The organism is Pantoea sp. Cy-640, assembly GCF_011752635.1.
Lineage (GTDB): Bacteria > Pseudomonadota > Gammaproteobacteria > Enterobacterales > Enterobacteriaceae > Pantoea > Pantoea dispersa.
In genome coordinates this window covers 163,333-181,613 of record NZ_VWXB01000011.1, presented here as the reverse complement: position 1 = coordinate 181,613, position 18,281 = coordinate 163,333, and the positions used below count along the sequence as shown (strand labels likewise).

The following is an 18,281-nucleotide window of genomic DNA, read 5'->3' as shown; positions in this document are numbered from 1 at the left end:
TAAAAATTAATAATTTCAACAGGCTGAATGCCCGTTGATATAGTTATTAATGCGGAAATTTTGCCGTTATCAGATTCGTCCCGAATCTAAGACAACCCGTTAAATCATGGCTTAAAAGCTGCGGGGATAAAAAAGGCGCCACTGTTCAGAAGAACAATGACGCCGTGATGTTCCGTGCATTCAGCGGCAACGCGGCTGGCTTAGCCCTTTACGTTCTGCATCAGCGTCTTGCGCTGGCTTTCCAGTGCGGTCACCCGGTTACACACTTCATGACCGAAGTTCTGGAAATCCTGCTCCTGATTGTTCCATTCAGTCTGAATCGACTGCTGTAGCCCGCCGAGGTTGCCCATCAGCGCCTGCAGCGGATTGCTGCCGCTGGCGGCCTGTTTGGTACCCATCTCGTTCAGGCTATCCTGCAACACCCCGCCCAGCGTGCTCTGCACCAGCTTCTCGCCGTCGGCGCGCACCTGCTCAATGGCCTGATGATGGAAGGTCAGGCCATCCGGGCGATGCTCGATGATGCGGTTCATCTGCTGCCTGAGCTGGCCGTTCAGCGTGGTCAGGCGATTGCGCACATTGCTGTCCGCCCCGAGTTTTTCGACGATCACTTTATCCAGCGCCACGCGGCCCCGCTCCAGACGGGTGGTTGCGCCGCTGTCGACCCACGGCAGATCGCGACGCAGCGCGTTCTGGTAGTCAATCGCCTGCTGGCGCGTGGCGTTATCGACGCTCACCGACTTGCCGTTGAACTGCACATCGCCCTGCGGCGTGATTTCAAGGTTGCCGTTGCTGCCCACCACCTGCACGCTCTGGGGTTTGATGATCACATCATCCTTTGGATTGACGCTGCACTGATAGTCAGCATGCGCCTGAGCTGCCGTCAGCAGCAGCGCGGCGAGAAGAGCCTTACGAACCATGAAATCTCCTGCAGATGTGAATAGTCTGATAAGCGGTGGCATTGTGCTGCGTCTGGCGATGCGCAATAAATTGCGCCGCTACGAAAGGTGCATTGGACAAGCGAATCAACCAACACGCACTGAATGTGTAGCGGCGCGATTCATCGCGCGAAGTTATCGCCAGTGGTGATACTTAGTCCCACCAAACGTCGAAGAGTTCAGTGACCTGAATATCGGCGAGATTTTTCTTTTCCAGCCAGTTACGCACTAGCTCGCGGTGCGCGTCGGTGCATTTGCCGGTCTGCTGCAGACACACCAGCCCTTCCCACACCAGATAGCCGCTGCCGTCATAGGCCAGACCATTCGGATCGATCACCTCATTGATGAACTGATCGAGCGTGGCATCCACCTCTTCCTCACTGGTGCCTTCGGCAAAACGCCAGGCAACAGAGAAGCCCAGCTCCTGAAACTCATCAACATGCAACTTTTTACGTAAACGGCGGCTACGTTTTACAGCCATTATTTCACCCTCTCAAACATCAGATCCCATACGCCATGGCCCAGTCGCTGCCCGCGCTGCTCAAATTTGGTTAACGGACGCGTTTCCGGACGCGGCACGTAATTCTGGCTCTCCGACTGATTGCTATAGCCATCGATGCTGCTCATCACTTCCAGCATGTGCGTGGCGTACTCTTCCCAGTCGGTCGCCATGTGGAACACGCCGCCAAGCTTCAGCTTGCGCAGCACCAGCTCGGCAAACGGTACCTGGACGATGCGGCGCTTGTTGTGGCGCGCCTTATGCCATGGATCCGGGAAAAACAGCTGCACCATGCGCAGCGAATTGTCCGGCACCATGTTTTCCAGCACTTCCACCGCGTCGTGACACATCACGCGCAGATTCTGCACGCCAGCCTCTTTGGCCGAGGCCAGACAGGCACCGACGCCCGGCGCATGCACTTCAATGCCGAGGAAGTTCTGATGCGGATTGTTCTGCGCCATGGTCACCAGCGAGGCACCCATGCCAAAACCAATCTCCAGCACCAGCGGCGCTTCGCGGCCAAACAGCGCAACCATGTCCAGCGGCTGCGGCTGATACTCGACGCCCATCTCCGGCCAGTAATTGTCGAGCGCGAGCTGCTGTCCTTTCGTTAAGCGCCCCTGGCGGCGCACAAAACTGCGGATACGGCGCAAAGGCCGCCCGTTCTCATCAAATTCCGGGGTGATGACGTCATTAATCATGTTGAAACCTGCTGGTTAGCCTGTTCAGGGAAACGGGCATTATGCAAAGTTAAGTAACAGAAGCAAGCCTTTGCAATCTTCCGGTTTACACCCTGATGTCTCTGTGCTGGAATTCCTGCCTGATTGTAGAGTAAACACGGAAAATTTCCTTCTTATGATGCAGGCGCCGCAGTTCGCGCAACAGGTGCTGGAGTGGTACCAACGCTTTGGCCGTAAAACTCTGCCGTGGCAGCTGGAGAAAACGCCCTATAAGGTGTGGCTCTCCGAAGTGATGCTGCAGCAGACGCAGGTTGCCACCGTTATTCCCTATTTCGAACGCTTTATGGCGCGCTTCCCCACGGTTGCCGACCTGGCCGCCGCGCCGCTTGATGAAGTGCTGCATCTGTGGACCGGCCTCGGCTATTACGCACGGGCGCGTAACCTGCACAAGGCGGCTAAACAGGTGGTTGAGCTGCACGGCGGCGTATTCCCTCCTCATTTCGATGACGTCGCGGCACTGCCGGGCGTCGGCCGCTCCACGGCGGGCGCGATCCTGTCGCTGTCGCTCGGCCTGCATTTCCCGATCCTCGACGGCAACGTAAAACGCGTGCTGGCGCGCTGCTATGCGGTGAGCGGCTGGCCGGGCAAAAAAGAGGTGGAGAAGCGCCTGTGGCAGATCAGTGAAGACGTCACGCCAGCGGAAGGCGTCAGCCAGTTCAATCAGGGGATGATGGATCTCGGCGCGTTAGTGTGTACTCGCTCCCGCCCAAAATGCGACATCTGCCCGCTGAATAGCGGCTGCGCGGCCTATGCACAGGGCAACTGGGCCGATTATCCCGGCAGGAAGCCGAAAGTCACGCTGCCAGAGCGCAGCGGCTGGTTCCTGATGCTGCAGCACGGCGACGAGGTGTTTCTGGAACAGCGTCCGCCGGTGGGTTTGTGGGGCGGCCTGTTCTGCTTCCCGCAGTTCACCAGTGAGCAAGCGCTGACTGACTGGCTGGCGGCGCGCGGCATCCACGCGAAACCGCAGCAGCTTACCGCGTTCCGCCACACCTTCAGCCATTTCCACTTAGATATTGTGCCTATGTGGCTGGCGTGGCCTTCCTCCGGGTCGCTGATGGATGAAGCCGGCGGTCTCTGGTATAACTTAGCGCAACCACCGTCAGTGGGGCTGGCCGCGCCGGTAGAGCGCCTGCTGCATGAGCTGCGCCATCCCCGGCAGCTTCAACTGCGAACCCGTTTGACCGAAGAGGAAGAGTAATGAGCCGCACCATTTTTTGTACTTATCTGCAACGCGACGCTGAAGGCCAGGACTTTCAGCTCTATCCTGGCGAACTGGGTAAGCGCATCTACAATGAGATTTCCAAAGAGGCCTGGCAGCAATGGATGTCCAAGCAGACCATGTTGATCAACGAGAAGAAGCTCAACATGATGAACCCGGAAGATCGCAAAGTGCTGGAGAAGGAGATGGTGAATTTCCTGTTCGAAGGCAAAGATGTGCACATTGAAGGTTACACCCCGCCAGAAAAATAAACGTTCAGGGTCTCCCTTTGAGGCCCTCTTTTTCGAGTCAGGCACGCATTCACAATGAATAAAAAACTGATAGCACTGCTGGTCATCGCACCCCTGTTAGTCTCCTGCTCCGGACAAAAAAAATCGCAGTACCATGAAGAGTGGGTTAAGGACACCAACGGTTTTGACATTCTGATGGGACAATTTGCCGCCAACATCGAGAATATCTGGGGAATCAATGAGGTTCTGATCGCCGGACCCAAGGACTACGTCAAATACAGCGATAACTATTACACCCGCAGTCACATCAACTTCGACAGCGGTAGCATCACCATTGAGACCATTTCCGGCACCGATCCGATGGCCAGCCTGCGTCAGGCCATCATCACCACGCTGTTGATTGGTGACGATCCGGGCAACGTCGATCTCTACTCCGACGCCAACGATATTCAGATCAGTAAAGAGCCGCTGCTTTACGGCCAGGTGCTGGATAACACCGGTCAGCCGATCCGCTGGCAGGGACGCGCCGGTAACTTTGCCGATTATCTGATCCAGAACAAACTGCAGAAACGCACCTCCGGGCTGCACGTTATCTGGTCGGTGACCATTCCGATGGTGCCTAACCACCTCGACAAACGTGCGCATAAATATCTGCCGCTGGTGCGCAAAGCCGCCGAACAGTATGGCGTTGATGCCTCGCTGATTCTGGCGATCATGCAGACCGAATCGAGCTTCAACCCCTATGCGGTAAGCAACGCCGATGCGCTGGGTCTGATGCAGGTGGTACAGCATACTGCCGGGGTCGATGTGTTCCGCATGAAGGGCAAATGGGGTAAACCGAGCCGCAGCTATCTGCTCGATCCGGCCAATAACATTGATGCCGGTACCGCATATCTGTCGCTGCTGCAGAAGAGCTATCTCGGCGGGATTCAGGATCCGCTGTCGCGCCGTTACGCAGTGATCACCGCTTATAACGGCGGGGCGGGCAGCGTGCTGCGCGTGTTCTCCAGCGATAAAGACCGCGCCTTCGCCACCATCAACGGCATGTCACCGAGCCAGGTGTATCAGACGCTGACCACCAATCATCCGTCGGCCGAGTCGCGCCGCTATCTGTACAAAGTGAGCCAGGCACAGCGCAGCTACCACCGTTATTGATTCGCGCTCATCGCCACCTTCTCCCGCCTGCGGGAGAAGGTAGCGTGCGATGGGGGAACAGCCCCCTCCTACAACATCATATTCGCCACTAACCGCTTGTGCCCGCTGTCATCCTCCTCGGTGTAAACCCCCTGCAACTCCGGTGAAAAGCCCGGCAGCAGATTGATACCCGCTTCCAGCGCGAGGAAATAGCGCTGCACTGCCCCGCCCCAGGTTTCGCCTGGCACCACGCACAGCACACCCGGCGGATACGGCAGCGCCCCCTCGGCGGCAATGCGCCCTTCGGCACTGGCGATCGGCACCAGCTCAACGTCACCGCGAATATACGCCTGATGCGCATCCTGCGGATTGACCTCGACTTTCGGGAAACACGCCTGGCGGAACATGTCGCGCTGCAGATCCTTGACGTCGTAGCTGACGTACAAATCGTGCATCTCCTGGCACAGGCGACGCAGCGTGTAGCCCTGATAGCGCTCAACGTGCCTGCGATACACGCTCGGCAGCACTTCGGCCAGCAGCGCATCTTCCCGCACGTGCTGTTCAAACTGCTCCAGCATCGCCACCAGATGCGCCATTTTTTCCGGCGTTTCCGCTGGAGTCAGCAGGAACAGGATTGAGTTGAGATCGCACTTCTCCGGCACGATACCGTTCTCGCGCAGATAGTTGGCGAGAATGGTGGCCGGAATGCCAAAGCGGGTGTATTCGCCGCTGGTGGCATCGATGCCTGGCGTGGTGAGCAGCAGTTTGCACGGGTCCACCAGATACTGTCCGGCATCGTAACCGGCAAAACCGTGCCACTTCGCGCCCGGTTCGAAGCTGAAATACGCCGAATCGGCGGCGATGGTGGCGGTTTCTGCCGCCTGCCATGGCTTGCCGTGTACCTGCTCCGGCAGGAAGGGCTGAATCAGGCTGCAGCGCTCAAGGATCGCTTTGCGTGCCTCAATGCCCAGCGTGACGCAGTCGTGCCACATGCTGCGCCCCGCTTCGCCCTGATGCATTCTGGCGTTGATATCCAGCGCAGCGAACAGCGGATAGAACGGGCTGGTTGAGGCGTGCAGCATAAACGCGTTGTTCAGCCGCTTGTGTGGGCAGAAGCGTTTCTGGCCGCGAATGTGGTTATCTTTCTTGTGAATCTGCGAAGTCTGCGAGAAGCCCGCCAGCTGCTTATGCACCGACTGGGTGACAAAAATCCCCGGATCGTTCTCATTGAGCTCCAGCGTCAGCGGCGAGCAGCCGGCCATCAGCGGAATAAATTGCTCATAACCCAGCCATGCCGAATCAAACAGGATGTAGTCACACAGATGCCCGATGCGATCCACCACCTGGCGCGCGTTGTATACCGTGCCATCGTAGGTACCAAGCTGGATGATCGCCAGCCGGAACGGACGCGGCTGATCCGCGCGCTGTGGCGCGACCTGGCGCACCTGCTCGCGCAGATACGTCTCGTCGAAACAGTGCGCATCGATGCCGCCAATAAAACCAAACGGATTACGCGCCGCTTCCAGATAAACCGGCGTGGCGCCTGCCTGGATCAGCGCACCGTGGTGGTTAGATTTATGGTTATTGCGGTCAAACAGCACCAGATCGCCGCGCGTCAGCAGCGCGTTGGTCACCACTTTGTTGGCGCTGGAGGTACCGTTCAGCACGAAGTAGGTTTTATCGGCGTTGAACACGCGCGCGGCATATTTCTGCGCATCCTTGGCCGAGCCTTCGTGGATCAGTAAATCGCCCAGCTTGACGTCCGCGTTACACATATCGGAGCGAAAGACGTTCTCGCCGTAGAACTCATAAAACTGACGTCCGGCCGGATGGCGGCGGAAAAACGCCCCGCCCTGATGGCCCGGACAGGCAAAGGTGCTGTTCTGCATATCGACATAGCGCGTCAGGGTGTCGAAAAACGGCGGCAGCAGTTCCGCCTCGTACGCCTGCGCCGCCTGCTCCAGCGCCTGCCACTCTTCCGCTGCGCCGTTGATCTCTCCGGTCACGCCCGGCAGCGTCAGCACCGCGTCATCAAAGGCGTTCGCGACAAACACCGGCAGATTGAAGCCGGTCTGGCGCAGCAGCGTCAGCACGCCGCTGCGTGTATCGGCCAGCGAGACCACTACCGCGGCTACGTCGGTGAAATCGGTATTATCCAGCGTCACCACGTCGCGCGCGGTGTTGAGACTCAGGCTTGGCGCTACCGCTACGCTGGCAGCAATTTTCAATGGGTTCATAACACAAATCCCCGTAATGAAGGATGAGTGGGTGCCAGTGGCACAGCAATGAGGAAATTTCCCCGGCGAATAACGTCCGGCGGCCGCAACCGATAGACATCAGTAAAGCCAGATCGCGTCTGTCTTTACTCATATCCAACAGCGAACGGGGCGTAGCCTCACCGCATGGTGAGCGGGAAATGCGAACAACAGATGACAGAGGCGCGCTTGTCATGAAGCGCACGGCGACAAGTGCAGATGTGCATTGTACCGGACATGGCGGCGTCCTCAGCGATGAAGATGGGGAAGAAATTCGGGCGACATGATGGCATCTTTTTTTACCGGGAACAACCAATCAGCGCGGAATTTTAATGCAGAACACCAATGTGCTACTTCATTGATTTACATGAATAATAGTTAAGGCGTCTATTTTTAACTGCCTGAATAGTCGAAGATTACGCAAAGTTATGCAGAATGTAACACCGGTACGATAGCGACCGCCTGCCGCGCCCATCCGCCTGGCACTCCCTGCGGCAGAAGCGTACTATGGAGCGCACTTCTCCCAACCAGCCGGAGGCTGCATGTTCAAGGCACTGGTCATTGAAAATGATGAACAGGGATACCGCACATCCCTGCAGGATCTGTCAGAGCAACAATTGCCCGATCACGATGTTACCCTCGAAGTAAGCTACTCCACCCTCAACTACAAAGACGCGCTGGCCATCTGTAATAAAGGGCCGATTGTGCGCCAGTTTCCTATGGTGCCAGGCATCGATTTTGTTGGCCGGGTGATCCACAGCCGTCATCCGGAGTGGCAGCAGGACGATGTTGCGCTGCTCACCGGCTGGGGCGTGGGTGAAAAACACTGGGGCGGGCTGGCGCAGAAAGCCAGCGTCTCCGGCGACTGGCTGGTCAAGGTCCCGGCGGCGCTCAGCCCGCTGCAAACCATGGCGATTGGCACCGCCGGCTTTACCGCGATGCTGTGCGTGCTGGCGCTGGAAAAACAGGGCATCACACCGCAGCACGGTCCGGTGCTGGTTACCGGTGCCAGCGGCGGCGTGGGCAGCTTCAGCGTGAGCCTGCTGGCACGTCTCGGCTATGAGGTGGTGGCATCCAGCGGCCGCGCCAGCGACAGCGCCTACCTGCTCGATACGCTCGGCGCCTCCGCGATTATCGACCGTAACGAACTGAGCGCGCCCGGCAAACCGCTGGCGAAAGAGCGCTGGGCCGCCGCGATCGATAGCGTCGGCAGCCACACGCTGGCCAATGTGTTAGCCGGGATCCAGCGCGACGGCGTGGTCGCCGCCTGCGGCATGGCGCAGGGCCTCGATCTGCCCACCAGCGTTGCGCCGTTTATTCTGCGCGGCGTTACGCTGGCCGGCGTAGACAGCGTGATGTGCGCCAAACCGCTGCGTCAGCAGGCGTGGCAGCGTCTGGCGGAGCTGGTTGACGGCGCGCTGCTGGAGCAAATGACCAAAGTGATTCCACTGAGCGAGGCGCGTGCAGGCGCAGAACAGCTGCTGGCGGGCCAGGTGCGTGGTCGGCTGATTGTCGATTGCCGCCAGGCGCCCTGACCCGGTGCAGGGTGCCGTTATGGCCGCAGCTGTATCTGCGGCCGATCCTGCGCTGGCGGCGTAACCACCTGCAGGTCGGCCTGATACCAGCGCGTCAGGATCGGTTCGGTCATCACCGCGTGCGGTGCGCCCTGCGCCACCAGCTGGCCGTGGTGTAACAACAACACCCGATCCGACCACAGTGAGGCCAGATTTAAATCGTGCAGCACCGCGCAGACGCTAAAACGGCCATTGCGCGTCAGCCGGTGCAGCAGGCGCAGAGTAGACTGCTGCCAGTAGAGATCGAGCGCGGAGGTGGGTTCATCCAGCAGCAGCCAGCCGCGCGGGCCGTCGTCATGCCACAGCTGCGCCAGCACCCGGGCCAGCTGCACGCGCTGCTGTTCCCCGCCCGACAGCGAGCGATAGTCGCGCTGCGCCAGCGGCGCGCTGCCGGTTAACTGCATCACCTCCTGCACCACCGTCTGGCAGTTACCGGTCGGCCAGGGTGCGCGCCCCATCGCCACCACGTCGGCAGCCGGCAGCGGAAAGGTGACGCTGTTTTGCTGGCGCATCACCGCGCGGCGCTGCGCCAGCGGTTCACGCGGCCAGGCCGCCAGTGGACGATCGCCCAGCCAGCATTCGCCGGCGTCCGCGTGCAGAAAGCCGGTCAGCAGCCGCAGCAGCGTCGACTTACCGGCACCGTTAGGACCGATCAGGGCAACCATTTCGCCCGGCGGCAGCGTCAGGGAGACATCATCGATTAAGGTACGCGTTCCCCGGCAAAACCGCAGTCCGCGCGCCTGCAACTGCTCACTCATTCAGCCCCCTTTGCTGGCGCAGAATCTGCCACAGGAACCACGGCCCGCCCAGCAGACTGGTTAGCAGCCCGACCGGCATTTCGGCCGGAATCACCACGGTGCGCGCCAGCGTATCCGCCAGCAACAGCAGAATCGCTCCCGCCAGCGCCGCGCCCGGCAGCAGCCAGCGGTGGTCACTGCCGAGACAAAAACGCATCACGTGCGGCACCACCAGCCCGACAAAACCGATAATGCCGCTGACCGCCACCGCCGTGCCCACCAGCAGCGCACTCAGCACCAGCAGCTGGCGCTGCGTGCGTTTAACATCGACGCCCATATAGTGCGCGTCCTCTTCGCCCAGCTGCAGCAGATTGAGGCGACGCGCGCGCGTCTGCACCAGCAGCAGCGCCGGAACAATCAGCAGCGCACACACCAGCAGGCTCGGCCACTGGGCACCCGTCAGGCTGCCCATGCCCCACAGCGACAGCTGACGCAGCTGCTGGTCGTTGCTCAGCCACGACAGCACGCCAACCGCCGCGCCGCATAGCGCATTAATCGCAATGCCCACCAGCAGCAGGCGCGCCAGCTGGCCCTGCGCCAGCCGGCTAAAGCTGAAGATCAGCAGCGTCACTACCAGGCTGCCGGCAAACGCTGCCAGCGAGGGCAGCCACAGCGCCAGCAGCGGCGGCAGGCTGAGCGGCAACACCACTGAGAGCGCCACCGCCAGCCCGGCACCGCTGCTGATACCCAGCAGTCCGGGATCGGCCAGCGGATTACGAAACAGCCCCTGCATCACCGCGCCGGACACCGCCAGCGCCATGCCAGTCAGCACCGCCAGCAATACGCGCGGCAGGCGAATTGTGAGCCAGATTTGCCAGGCCAGATCGCTAAGCGGCGCCTGCCACAGCGTGCGCAGCGACAGCGGCATCGCGCCGAGGTTGGCCGCCAGCAGCATGCACACCAGCATGCTGAAACTCATTAACATCAGCCAGCGCATCATCAGGCGGTTAATCATGCTGCACGGCTTCCGCCGCATGGCGCAGACGCAAAATCGCGCCCGGCGTATCGAGGCCGAAACTCAGCAGCGCCATCTCATCAATCACCAGCAGCGCGTGATGCTGGCCGGCCGGCGTCAGCTCCAGGCCCGGCAGCGCCCACACCGCCTGTTCGCCACCCAGCGTGCGCAGCCCCTCTTCGCCGACCACCACCAAATCCGGTGCTGCCGCCACAACGCCCTCCTGCGACAGCTGCTGATAGTGCGGCACCGCGCCCATGGCATTGACCAGGCCGGCAGCGCGAATTGCGCCGTCAGCGCCGGTCTGCGCACCAGCCGCCTGGGTGCGTAAACCGCCGTGCGCCATGATAAACAGCACTTTCACCGGCAGCGGCTGCTGCGGTAGCTGCGCACGCTGTTTGTTGACCTTGTCGATCAATGCGCGGGCCGCCTGTTCACGCTGCAGCGCGTTGCCAATCGTGGCGATTTTGTCCGTGATGGCATCAAGGCGGTTATCCCCACTGACCTCCACCACTGTTACCCCGGCGTCCGCCACCTGCTGCAACACCAGCGACGGTTTAGCCAGCGCGCTGGCCAGTACCAGCGTCGGTTTCAGTGCCAGAATGCCTTCCGCGTTGAGCTGGCGCATGTAGCCGACATCCGGCAGCCTGGTGGCCGCCGCCGGATGCTGGCTGGTGCTGTCGCGCGCCACCAGCTGCGCCTGCGCATCCAGCGCGTAGACGATCTGCGTTACATCGCCCCCGATAGTAATGATGCGCTGCGCCGCCCACGCCGGCAGCGTCAGCAGAGCAAGCAGTGTCAGGATCAGCGCTTTCATGCGGCGGCTCCTGTCGGCGTCAGCGCCATCACCTGCTCGCGCCAGCGTGCCTGTTCCGGCGTGCCCTCGCTGCGCTGGCCGTACAGCTGGGCAATCTGCGTGCCATCGGCAGCGAACAGCTCCAGACTGGTGACGAAGCCATCGCCGCCCGGCTTGCGCGTCACCCAGCTCTCGTGAATGCGATCCGCCATCAGATGCAGCGTGAACGTGGGGTTAAAAACGTTAATCCAGTTATCCAGCGGCACCACTTTCCCGATAGTGCCGGTAAAGATCTGCGTACAGCCGCGATTGCCGACGAAGATCATAATTTCATTGCCATCCTGCTGTACCTGGGCCAGCAGCGTTGCCAGCGCGGTGTTGCTCACCTGACGCGCTAAATCATCCGGCACCGCGCGAAATGCCTGCGGCCGCGAGAGATGGTGACGCTTCAGCAGGCCAAAGAACTGATGCACATCGGTCATGGCACGCCACTCCGCTTCGACAGTGCCGGCATCCACCCTGTCGCTGAACGGCGGGGCGCTGACCGGCTGCGGCTGCAGCTGAGGCGCGTGCGCCAGCCGGAAGCGCTCAATCAACGCTTGCCACGCCGGCATCTCCGTTTGCGCGGTGGTGTAAATTTTCAGCACCGCATCGGCGTGACGATCGAAAATCTGTATGCTCTGTCGTTCGCCGTGCGCGGTCTGCTCGCGCAGGAAGAAAGCACTGTGCCACTGCGCGGGAAACAGACGCTGGTCGAGCGCACGCGGATTAAGCACCAGCCCGCCATGTTCGCCGAGATGCAGATTGCTGTAGGTTCCCACCTGTTCGTGCACCGCCCAGGCATTGCGCGTAATACTTTTGGTCTCACCCACTGCCGCCAGCGCCGTCAGCAGCGCCGGAAAATCGGCGCGCAGCGGCTGCGCGTCGTGGCCCACGCGCGCTTCGCACAGCTGTGCTTCCCCTATGCCCATCAGCGCGGCTAAATCACGCGCGTACATTTTTGGCTGCTGGCCTTTCAGCGCCAGATAGTGTTGATAGCGTTGATGCATTGCGCTTGCTCCCGTGAAAATGCCCTGCGCCACCGCAGGGCGAAAAGTGATTAGAAGTCGACGTTCACGCCCAGTTGCCAGGTGCGTCCCGGCATCACGGCCAGATTGATGTCGTTGCGCTCCTGCGCGCTGGCGCTGGTCAGCGTGCGGCTGCTGAGGTAATCCCAGTATTTACGATCGGTAATGTTGTAGACACCGCCGCTCAGCCTGACGTTTTTCGTCAGCTGCCAGTACGCGGTGGCATCGATCAGGCCGTAGCCCGGCACGCGCATGTATTCGCTGCTGGCGTCGCTGATGGCCGCCCCGCTGTTGCTGTAGCTCTCACGGTTGGTGGCGCTGGCCTGTTTGCCTTTGACGAAGGTGGCGGTGAGCGCCGCGCCGTAACCGCGCGCTTTGTCGTCCCACGCGACGCCGACAATCGCTTTTAGCGGCGCGACACTGTCGAGATCGATGTATTTGTCACCCAGATAGCGGGATTTCGCTTTACCCTCGCTGTAGCCGAGCGCGAACGTGCTGCTCAGGCCATCCACGGTCGGGAACCAGCTGCCGTAGTTGACGCGGGTGCTGATCTCCGCCCCATAAATGTAGGCTTTGTCGCGGTTCTCAGCCTGATAGCTGGTGTAGATGTTGGCCGGAACATTGACGAACATCGCCGGGTTGGTGGCGCGGCGATAGCGGGTGTAGGCAATAAAGTTTTTGTAGGTGTTGTAGAACACCGAGGTATTGAGGGTGATGCCGTCGGTCGGCTGTCCTTTCAGACCCCACTCAAAATTGTTGCTGGTCTCGGTTTTCAGATCGGCATTACCAATCAGCGCATACTGCGCGCTGCCGGCGTAGCTTGAACCAAGGTTCCACGAGCCGTACAGCTGGCTGGTGGTCGGGAACTCCACGCCGCGCTTATATTGCAGCCAGGTGGTGAGCGCCGGATTGATATCGTACTGGAAGGTCAGTGACGGCAGCACTTCGGTGTCTGAATTGGTCTTGCCGTACAGTTTTTCCACCTGCTCTTCGGTCAGCACCGTGCTGCCATTGGTCAGATCGCCGAGGTTCTTCGGTTTGGTGCTTTGATGAATAACGCGCACGCCGGGAATCACCGCGAAATTGTGGCTATCGAGATCGAAATTGATTTTATCCTGCAGATAACCGGCCACGGTCCAGGAACGGCTGTCTGACTGCGGCTGGGTGATGGTGCCGAAGGTGCCCGGGTTCGGCTCCTGGCGGAACGGACGCTCGCTATTCTCCACACGCGCGTTGACGCCGCCGCTCAGCTCGTGGCGGCCGAGGGTTTTGCTGGCGCGCGTGTCAAACCCTAAAGTATCGACGTTGTAGTCAGAGTAGACGAAACCGTACTGACTGGCGCTGGTCGGTAACCAGGTGGTGTCGTGCGCCTCGGTTTGCTGCCAGTAAATTCGCGTGGTCAGCGTATCGATCATCTCGTTGTACGGCGTCCACTCATCGGCAAGATTAATGCCCCAGCGGCGCGAATCGCTCTGCTGTTGCGCAGTGCCCCAAATAGTGTTGCCGCTGCTGCTGTCCCAGGTATCGTAGTGGGTGTGATTGGTTTTGTGGTAGTAGTCGAAGGTGGCGCTCAGCTTGTGCTGATCGTTTGGCTGCCAGATGCCCGACGTCATAAAGGCATCCGAGTGCCAGTTGGCCGGGTAGGCGTCTTTTACGCCGCTGTTGTTGCGCGTCTGCTGGCCGTCGCGGCGGCTGTAGACAAACAGGCCGCGCAGTTCATCATCCCCTGCCGCCGCGGTGATGCCGTTGTGCCAGCTGCGGTCTGCCGAACTGTAGTCGCTCTGATAACCGAAATAGTGGGTTTTATCGCTGCTGAGATAGTCGTCCGGCGACTTGTTATGAAACGATACGTTACCGCCGATTGCGGTGTTAGGTTGTTCCACCGATGTCGCGCCCTTCTCAATTTCGACGCTGCCAAACATATACGGGTCGATGTAGTCGCGACCGATACCGAAGGTATTGTTACCGGCGCGACTGACGTACGGACGACCAGTGGCGTCCGGTACCGGAATGCCATCAATATCCAGACCGACACGGTTACTTTCCAGACCGCGAATGTTGTAGCCGGTGTAGCCTGCACGGTCAAAGCCGCTTTTACCGGCTGACGAACCGCCCGCCGCGCCAGTGGCGCTGACCAGCGGCTCATAACGCATGATCGAACCGAAGTCATTGGCGCCGCGTTTTTGCAGATCGCTGGCGGTGAGCGTGGTTTTGCTGCCGGCCTGCTGCTTAGGTGCGGTAACGGTCATTACCGGTTCATTGCTGCTGTTGTTCTCTGCGGAACGCGCCAGCGTACTGCTGTCGCTGGCGGCATAGCTGCAGGCTGCGTGAATGGCTGAAGCAAGGACAGCGACGTTAAACAGACGCTGCCGGAAATTTCCCTGAAGGTGTAAAGACATGCGCGAAATACCTGGTTAATTGTTAGTATTCGCTCACTTATTTGCTGCCAGAAAACCACGGCTTTATGCTAAAAACCGTGAAACAGCGCGTCACGCTGGCCAGATAATGTTATCGATCCCGGCACCTGTGGCACAGTGTCATGCGCGCTTCAGTGCACAGCTGCCGTGTATAACTGGCCGCGGCGCCGCAGGAATGCCTGCGGGATTTATAGAGAGTAAAATGATGGCGAAAACAATTTAATGCAATTGGTAATCATTATCAATATCATTTGCATCAAGATGTATCTTTGTGCGCACAATTTGTTAACCCATGATTAATCAAGCACTAACAGGAGGGATAGGATGGCAGATAAACCGGCAGTAACCATTCACTACTGTACCCAATGTAACTGGCTGCTGCGTTCGGCGTGGATGGCGCAGGAGCTGCTGCATACCTTTGCCGGCGATCTCAGCGCGGTCACGCTCCAGCCCGGCAGCGGCGGCGTGTTCGAGATCAGCATTGATGGTCAGGTAATTTGGGAACGCAAACAGGAAGGCGGCTTTCCCGATGCGGCAGCATTGAAGCAGCGGGTGCGCGATGTCTGCTGGCCGGATCGCGAACTGGGGCACGTGGACAAGAAGAAACCGTAACGCGCTTAGCTGTTGGCGATCTTCTCTGCCGCGTCCTGCAGCGCCGCCACGACAATCTCCACCGTGGCCGGTGAAATCTGCTCCTGCGATAACCGGTGATTGAGCGTATAGCGAAGCGTATGGATCGCCTGCTCCACCTGCGGAATGCTGCGGTTGTTGACCAGGATCGCCAGCGAAGTGAGCCGCCCGATAATCACCGCCACGTTTTCGCCATTTTCCGCCAGCAGCGCGCGGCCCGCATCGTTGAGCGCGTAGGCTTTGCGCGTGGCCTGAGCATCCACTACGCGGATGGCGTCCATCTCTTCCAGCAGCGTCAGGTTGGGATAAATAATGCCGGGGCTGGGGGAATATTCGCCTTTCGACAACTCTTCCACCGATTTGATCAGCTCATAACCGTGCGCCGCGCCGCTGGCCAGAAAGTGTAGCATCAGCAGGCGAATATCACTGGCATCCAGCATCCTTTCGCGCCGCTTTCTGCGTGCGCCGGCACAGCTGGCACGCTGTGCCGCATCGGCGTGCTCTGGAACATCCCGCTGCTGTTTCATCGCCTTCCCGGGGTCAGTTGAGGGAGGTTGATAGTAGTCTGGTGCCTGGTAAAATTCAACACAGGCGGCAGCGGGCGGGCGCCGGTTATTTCCGATGCCAGTAAGCGACGGCGCGCACCAGGTCGCTGTGCGCCGCACGTTGCTGCGTAAAGTAATCGCTCAGCTGTTTCACCGCAGCGCCTTCGCCGGTCAGCCAGATGAAGTAGTCATCAGCAGGCAGCACAATCGGGTCAAGCAGCGGCGTCAGCGCCTCAGCCTGCATGTTGCCGCTGCCGAGCCAGCTCACCGTGACGTCTGGCAGGTCGCCAAGATACGCGCGGCCGATTGACTCATCAACACAGGCCAGCAGATGAATCTGTTGTGCCTGCATTTCCTGATAGCGGCGCTTAAACGCCGGCAGACCGGTCTCATCGCACACATAAATCTGACAGGCATAATCCACTGGCACGACGCATGAGCCGCGCGGGCCGCCCATCGCAATGCGATCGCCCGGCTGAGCGGCACTCGCCCAGCTGCTGGCGACGCCGCCGTCGTGGATGTAAAAATCCAGCGTCAGCGAATCGCTGCCGTTAAAGGCCAGCGGCGTATAGTCGCGCGCCGCCGGACGCACGCCGTCAGGCCAGACGATGCCTTCGTCGGTCATGTGTGGCAGCGCCACCGTACCGCCCGGCGTATCCGGGAAAAACACTTTGATGTGGTCGTCAAAAGAGGGCGAGTGGAAACCCGCCAGATCGCTGCCGCTAAAGACGATGCGCCAGAAGGCATCGGCCACCCGCGTTTTGCTGGCGACGGTGATGTGACGGAAGCGTAATTCATTGCGCACGCGTTGTGGAGCGCGGTGGTGAGTCGGGTTTGGCAACGTTTCTCTCCCTGTAGCGACGGTCCCGCGCTACTGCGCTGCCGCACACTGCTGATGGTGCATGTTATCGAAAATCATTCTCATTAAACGCCTTGCAAGATACCTATGATATATTTTCGACGCAATGCCGAAAAATGCTATTGGCGAAAACGGAGCCGGTTTTTGCAAGGTGAGGAAGTGTTTTTTGCTGGGGATTTTCACGGCTTGAGTTCGCCATAAATGGCGACCTGTTGAGGTAGTCGCAAGCCGCACGATATTGGTAGCGGCGCGATTTATCGCGCAATAAATTGCGTCACTAGCGAAAATGCTGCCGTTTTGACAGGAGGTGATCTGTTAAAGCGTTGAATGACGACAAACAATGCCGTTGAATATCTGCATAGCAGAGCTGCGCATAAAAAAAGCGGAGAGTTGCCTCTCCGCTTGTTACTGTCTGCGCACCCGCTTAGCGGGTCAGATCGTCAAAGAACTTCTTTACGCCGTCGAAGAAGCTTTTCGAACGCGGGCTGTTTTTCTCGCCGGTGGGTCCGCCGAAGCTCTCTTCCAGCTCGCGCAGCAGCGCTTTTTGCTTGTCGTTGAGGCTGACCGGGGTTTCCACCACCACGCGACACAGCAGATCGCCGACCGCACCGCCGCGCACCGACTTCACGCCTTTGCCGCGCATGCGGAACAGTTTGCCGGTCTGGGTTTCTGCCGGCACTTTCAGCTTCACGCGACCGTCGAGCGTCGGCACTTCAATCTCGCCGCCCAGCGCTGCCATGGCAAAGTTGATCGGCACTTCGCAGTACAGGTTGTTATCTTCACGCTCGAAGATCGGGTGTTTCTTCACCGAAACCTGCACGTACAGATCGCCAGCCGGTGCGCCATGTTCGCCCGCTTCACCTTCTCCGCTGAGGCGGATACGGTCGCCGGTATCGACGCCCGCCGGGATTTTCACCGACAGCGTTTTCTGGCGCTCAACGCGGCCATGGCCGTGACAGGCGTTGCACGGATCTTTAATCACCGAGCCGCGACCGTGACAGGTCGGACAGGCTTGCTGCACGGTAAAGAAGCCCTGACGCATCTGTACCTGGCCCGCACCGTGACAGGTCGGACAGGTCTGCGGCTGGGTGCCCGCTTTGGCGCCGCTGCCGTGGCAGACATCACACTCTTCCAGCGTTGGAATGCGGATCTCTTTGGTCACGCCGCGTACCGCTTCTTCCAGCGTCAGTTCCATGTTGTAGCGTAAATCGGCGCCGCGTGAGGCGCGCTGACGGCGACCACCACCAAAGATATCGCCGAACACGTCGCCAAAGATATCGCTGAAGTCGGCACCGCCGCCACCAAAGCCGCCGCCGAAGCCGCCACCACCGCCCTGCTCAAACGCCGCATGACCGTACTGATCGTAAGCTGCACGCTTCTGCGCATCGGTGAGGATCTCGTAGGCTTCCTTGACCTCTTTGAATTTCGTCTCGGCCTCTTTATCGCCCGGATTACGGTCCGGGTGATACTTCATCGCCAGGCGCTTATAGGCCTTTTTGATTTCGCGCTCATCGGCGGATTTTGAGACGCCTAAGATCTCGTAAAAATCACTCTTAGCCATTTTTCTCTGCCCTTAACATGATCGCACGGGCGTGGAGAGATCTCCGACGCCCGTGCTGGTTTCAA

Annotated in this window: 17 protein-coding genes; 5 read left to right on the top strand and 12 right to left on the bottom strand. The window is 59.6% G+C overall.

The window, feature by feature from the left end; all coding sequences use genetic code 11:
* Positions 1-200 precede the first annotated feature (200 nt).
* From F3J36_RS21980 to trmB, 3 genes are all read right to left on the bottom strand, one after another.
* Positions 201-917, bottom strand: coding sequence for a DUF2884 domain-containing protein (locus F3J36_RS21980; RefSeq protein WP_166720600.1), 717 nt, complete (start codon positions 915-917; stop codon positions 201-203).
* 172 nt (positions 918-1,089) lie between these two features.
* The gene (locus tag F3J36_RS21975) at positions 1,090-1,416 is read right to left on the bottom strand and encodes a YggL family protein (protein WP_021313105.1); all 327 of its coding nucleotides are present in this window, start codon (positions 1,414-1,416) and stop codon (positions 1,090-1,092) included.
* The gene (trmB, locus tag F3J36_RS21970) at positions 1,416-2,135 is read right to left on the bottom strand and encodes a tRNA (guanosine(46)-N7)-methyltransferase TrmB (protein ID WP_021506621.1); all 720 of its coding nucleotides are present in this window, start codon (positions 2,133-2,135) and stop codon (positions 1,416-1,418) included. The genes F3J36_RS21975 and trmB overlap by 1 nt, the downstream gene beginning before the upstream one ends.
* A 154-nt stretch (positions 2,136-2,289) precedes the next feature.
* Here trmB and mutY point away from each other — a divergent pair, with 154 nt between their 5' ends.
* From mutY to mltC, 3 genes are read left to right on the top strand one after another with little or no spacing between them, the layout of a single operon-like run.
* On the top strand, positions 2,290-3,375 hold the full coding sequence (gene mutY, locus F3J36_RS21965; RefSeq protein WP_166720599.1) for an A/G-specific adenine glycosylase: 1,086 nt from the start codon (positions 2,290-2,292) through the stop codon (positions 3,373-3,375).
* Complete coding sequence (locus F3J36_RS21960) at positions 3,375-3,647, top strand: oxidative damage protection protein (RefSeq protein ID WP_010617014.1); 273 nt, start codon at positions 3,375-3,377, stop codon at positions 3,645-3,647. Before mutY ends, F3J36_RS21960 begins: the two co-directional genes overlap by 1 nt.
* A 54-nt stretch (positions 3,648-3,701) precedes the next feature.
* Positions 3,702-4,781, top strand: a complete 1,080-nt coding sequence (mltC, locus tag F3J36_RS21955; RefSeq protein WP_021506619.1) for a membrane-bound lytic murein transglycosylase MltC — start codon at positions 3,702-3,704, stop codon at positions 4,779-4,781.
* A 68-nt stretch (positions 4,782-4,849) separates the two neighbouring features.
* Here mltC and F3J36_RS21950 read toward each other — a convergent pair whose 3' ends face one another.
* Entirely contained in the window at positions 4,850-6,997 is a 2,148-nt protein-coding gene (locus tag F3J36_RS21950; RefSeq protein WP_166720598.1) for an ornithine decarboxylase, read from the bottom strand.
* 560 nt (positions 6,998-7,557) lie between these two features.
* Between F3J36_RS21950 and F3J36_RS21945 the strand changes: the two genes are divergently transcribed.
* Positions 7,558-8,550 carry an MDR family oxidoreductase gene (locus F3J36_RS21945; protein ID WP_166720597.1) on the top strand — a complete coding sequence of 331 codons (993 nt, stop codon included), beginning with the start codon at positions 7,558-7,560 and terminating at the stop codon, positions 8,548-8,550.
* A 17-nt stretch (positions 8,551-8,567) separates the two neighbouring features.
* Here F3J36_RS21945 and F3J36_RS21940 read toward each other — a convergent pair whose 3' ends face one another.
* Genes F3J36_RS21940 through F3J36_RS21920 form a run of 5 tightly spaced genes read right to left on the bottom strand, consistent with a single transcriptional unit; the run spans position 8,568 to position 14,603 of the window.
* Positions 8,568-9,347, bottom strand: a complete 780-nt coding sequence (locus F3J36_RS21940; protein ID WP_166720596.1) for a heme ABC transporter ATP-binding protein — start codon at positions 9,345-9,347, stop codon at positions 8,568-8,570.
* Positions 9,340-10,341, bottom strand: coding sequence for an iron ABC transporter permease (locus F3J36_RS21935; RefSeq protein WP_166720595.1), 1,002 nt, complete (start codon positions 10,339-10,341; stop codon positions 9,340-9,342). Before F3J36_RS21935 ends, F3J36_RS21940 begins: the two co-directional genes overlap by 8 nt.
* On the bottom strand, positions 10,334-11,158 hold the full coding sequence (locus F3J36_RS21930; RefSeq protein WP_166720594.1) for a hemin ABC transporter substrate-binding protein: 825 nt from the start codon (positions 11,156-11,158) through the stop codon (positions 10,334-10,336). The genes F3J36_RS21935 and F3J36_RS21930 overlap by 8 nt, the downstream gene beginning before the upstream one ends.
* Complete coding sequence (locus tag F3J36_RS21925; protein WP_166720593.1) at positions 11,155-12,186, bottom strand: hemin-degrading factor; 1,032 nt, start codon at positions 12,184-12,186, stop codon at positions 11,155-11,157. Before F3J36_RS21925 ends, F3J36_RS21930 begins: the two co-directional genes overlap by 4 nt.
* A 50-nt stretch (positions 12,187-12,236) precedes the next feature.
* A complete protein-coding gene (locus F3J36_RS21920) occupies positions 12,237-14,603 on the bottom strand; it encodes a TonB-dependent receptor domain-containing protein (protein ID WP_166720592.1) in 2,367 nt (788 codons plus the stop codon).
* Positions 14,604-14,945: 342 nt separating this feature from the next.
* Here F3J36_RS21920 and F3J36_RS21915 point away from each other — a divergent pair, with 342 nt between their 5' ends.
* Positions 14,946-15,233, top strand: coding sequence for a SelT/SelW/SelH family protein (locus F3J36_RS21915; protein WP_021506610.1), 288 nt, complete (start codon positions 14,946-14,948; stop codon positions 15,231-15,233).
* Between the two features lie 5 nt (positions 15,234-15,238).
* Here F3J36_RS21915 and F3J36_RS21910 read toward each other — a convergent pair whose 3' ends face one another.
* The 3 genes from F3J36_RS21910 to dnaJ all read right to left on the bottom strand — a co-directional run bounded on the left by F3J36_RS21910 (position 15,239) and on the right by dnaJ (position 18,216).
* Entirely contained in the window at positions 15,239-15,778 is a 540-nt protein-coding gene (locus tag F3J36_RS21910; protein ID WP_021314062.1) for a PadR family transcriptional regulator, read from the bottom strand.
* Between the two features lie 85 nt (positions 15,779-15,863).
* Complete coding sequence (locus tag F3J36_RS21905; RefSeq protein ID WP_166720591.1) at positions 15,864-16,637, bottom strand: siderophore-interacting protein; 774 nt, start codon at positions 16,635-16,637, stop codon at positions 15,864-15,866.
* 442 nt (positions 16,638-17,079) lie between these two features.
* A complete protein-coding gene (gene dnaJ / locus F3J36_RS21900; RefSeq protein WP_021508663.1) occupies positions 17,080-18,216 on the bottom strand; it encodes a molecular chaperone DnaJ in 1,137 nt (378 codons plus the stop codon).
* Positions 18,217-18,281: the final 65 nt, after the last annotated feature.

Coding starts and splice junctions, on each gene's coding strand:
- mutY (WP_166720599.1), top strand. CDS start 2,290: ATGATGCAGGCGCCGCAGTTCGCGCAACAGGTGCTGGAGTGGTACCAA.
- mltC (WP_021506619.1), top strand. CDS start 3,702: ATGAATAAAAAACTGATAGCACTGCTGGTCATCGCACCCCTGTTAGTC.
- F3J36_RS21950 (WP_166720598.1), bottom strand. CDS start 6,997: ATGAACCCATTGAAAATTGCTGCCAGCGTAGCGGTAGCGCCAAGCCTG.
- F3J36_RS21960 (WP_010617014.1), top strand. CDS start 3,375: ATGAGCCGCACCATTTTTTGTACTTATCTGCAACGCGACGCTGAAGGC.
- F3J36_RS21920 (WP_166720592.1), bottom strand. CDS start 14,603: ATGTCTTTACACCTTCAGGGAAATTTCCGGCAGCGTCTGTTTAACGTC.
- F3J36_RS21910 (WP_021314062.1), bottom strand. CDS start 15,778: ATGAAACAGCAGCGGGATGTTCCAGAGCACGCCGATGCGGCACAGCGT.
- F3J36_RS21980 (WP_166720600.1), bottom strand. CDS start 917: ATGGTTCGTAAGGCTCTTCTCGCCGCGCTGCTGCTGACGGCAGCTCAG.
- F3J36_RS21930 (WP_166720594.1), bottom strand. CDS start 11,158: ATGAAAGCGCTGATCCTGACACTGCTTGCTCTGCTGACGCTGCCGGCG.
- F3J36_RS21925 (WP_166720593.1), bottom strand. CDS start 12,186: ATGCATCAACGCTATCAACACTATCTGGCGCTGAAAGGCCAGCAGCCA.
- F3J36_RS21935 (WP_166720595.1), bottom strand. CDS start 10,341: ATGATTAACCGCCTGATGATGCGCTGGCTGATGTTAATGAGTTTCAGC.
- F3J36_RS21915 (WP_021506610.1), top strand. CDS start 14,946: ATGGCAGATAAACCGGCAGTAACCATTCACTACTGTACCCAATGTAAC.
- F3J36_RS21945 (WP_166720597.1), top strand. CDS start 7,558: ATGTTCAAGGCACTGGTCATTGAAAATGATGAACAGGGATACCGCACA.
- dnaJ (WP_021508663.1), bottom strand. CDS start 18,216: ATGGCTAAGAGTGATTTTTACGAGATCTTAGGCGTCTCAAAATCCGCC.
- F3J36_RS21975 (WP_021313105.1), bottom strand. CDS start 1,416: ATGGCTGTAAAACGTAGCCGCCGTTTACGTAAAAAGTTGCATGTTGAT.
- F3J36_RS21940 (WP_166720596.1), bottom strand. CDS start 9,347: ATGAGTGAGCAGTTGCAGGCGCGCGGACTGCGGTTTTGCCGGGGAACG.
- trmB (WP_021506621.1), bottom strand. CDS start 2,135: ATGATTAATGACGTCATCACCCCGGAATTTGATGAGAACGGGCGGCCT.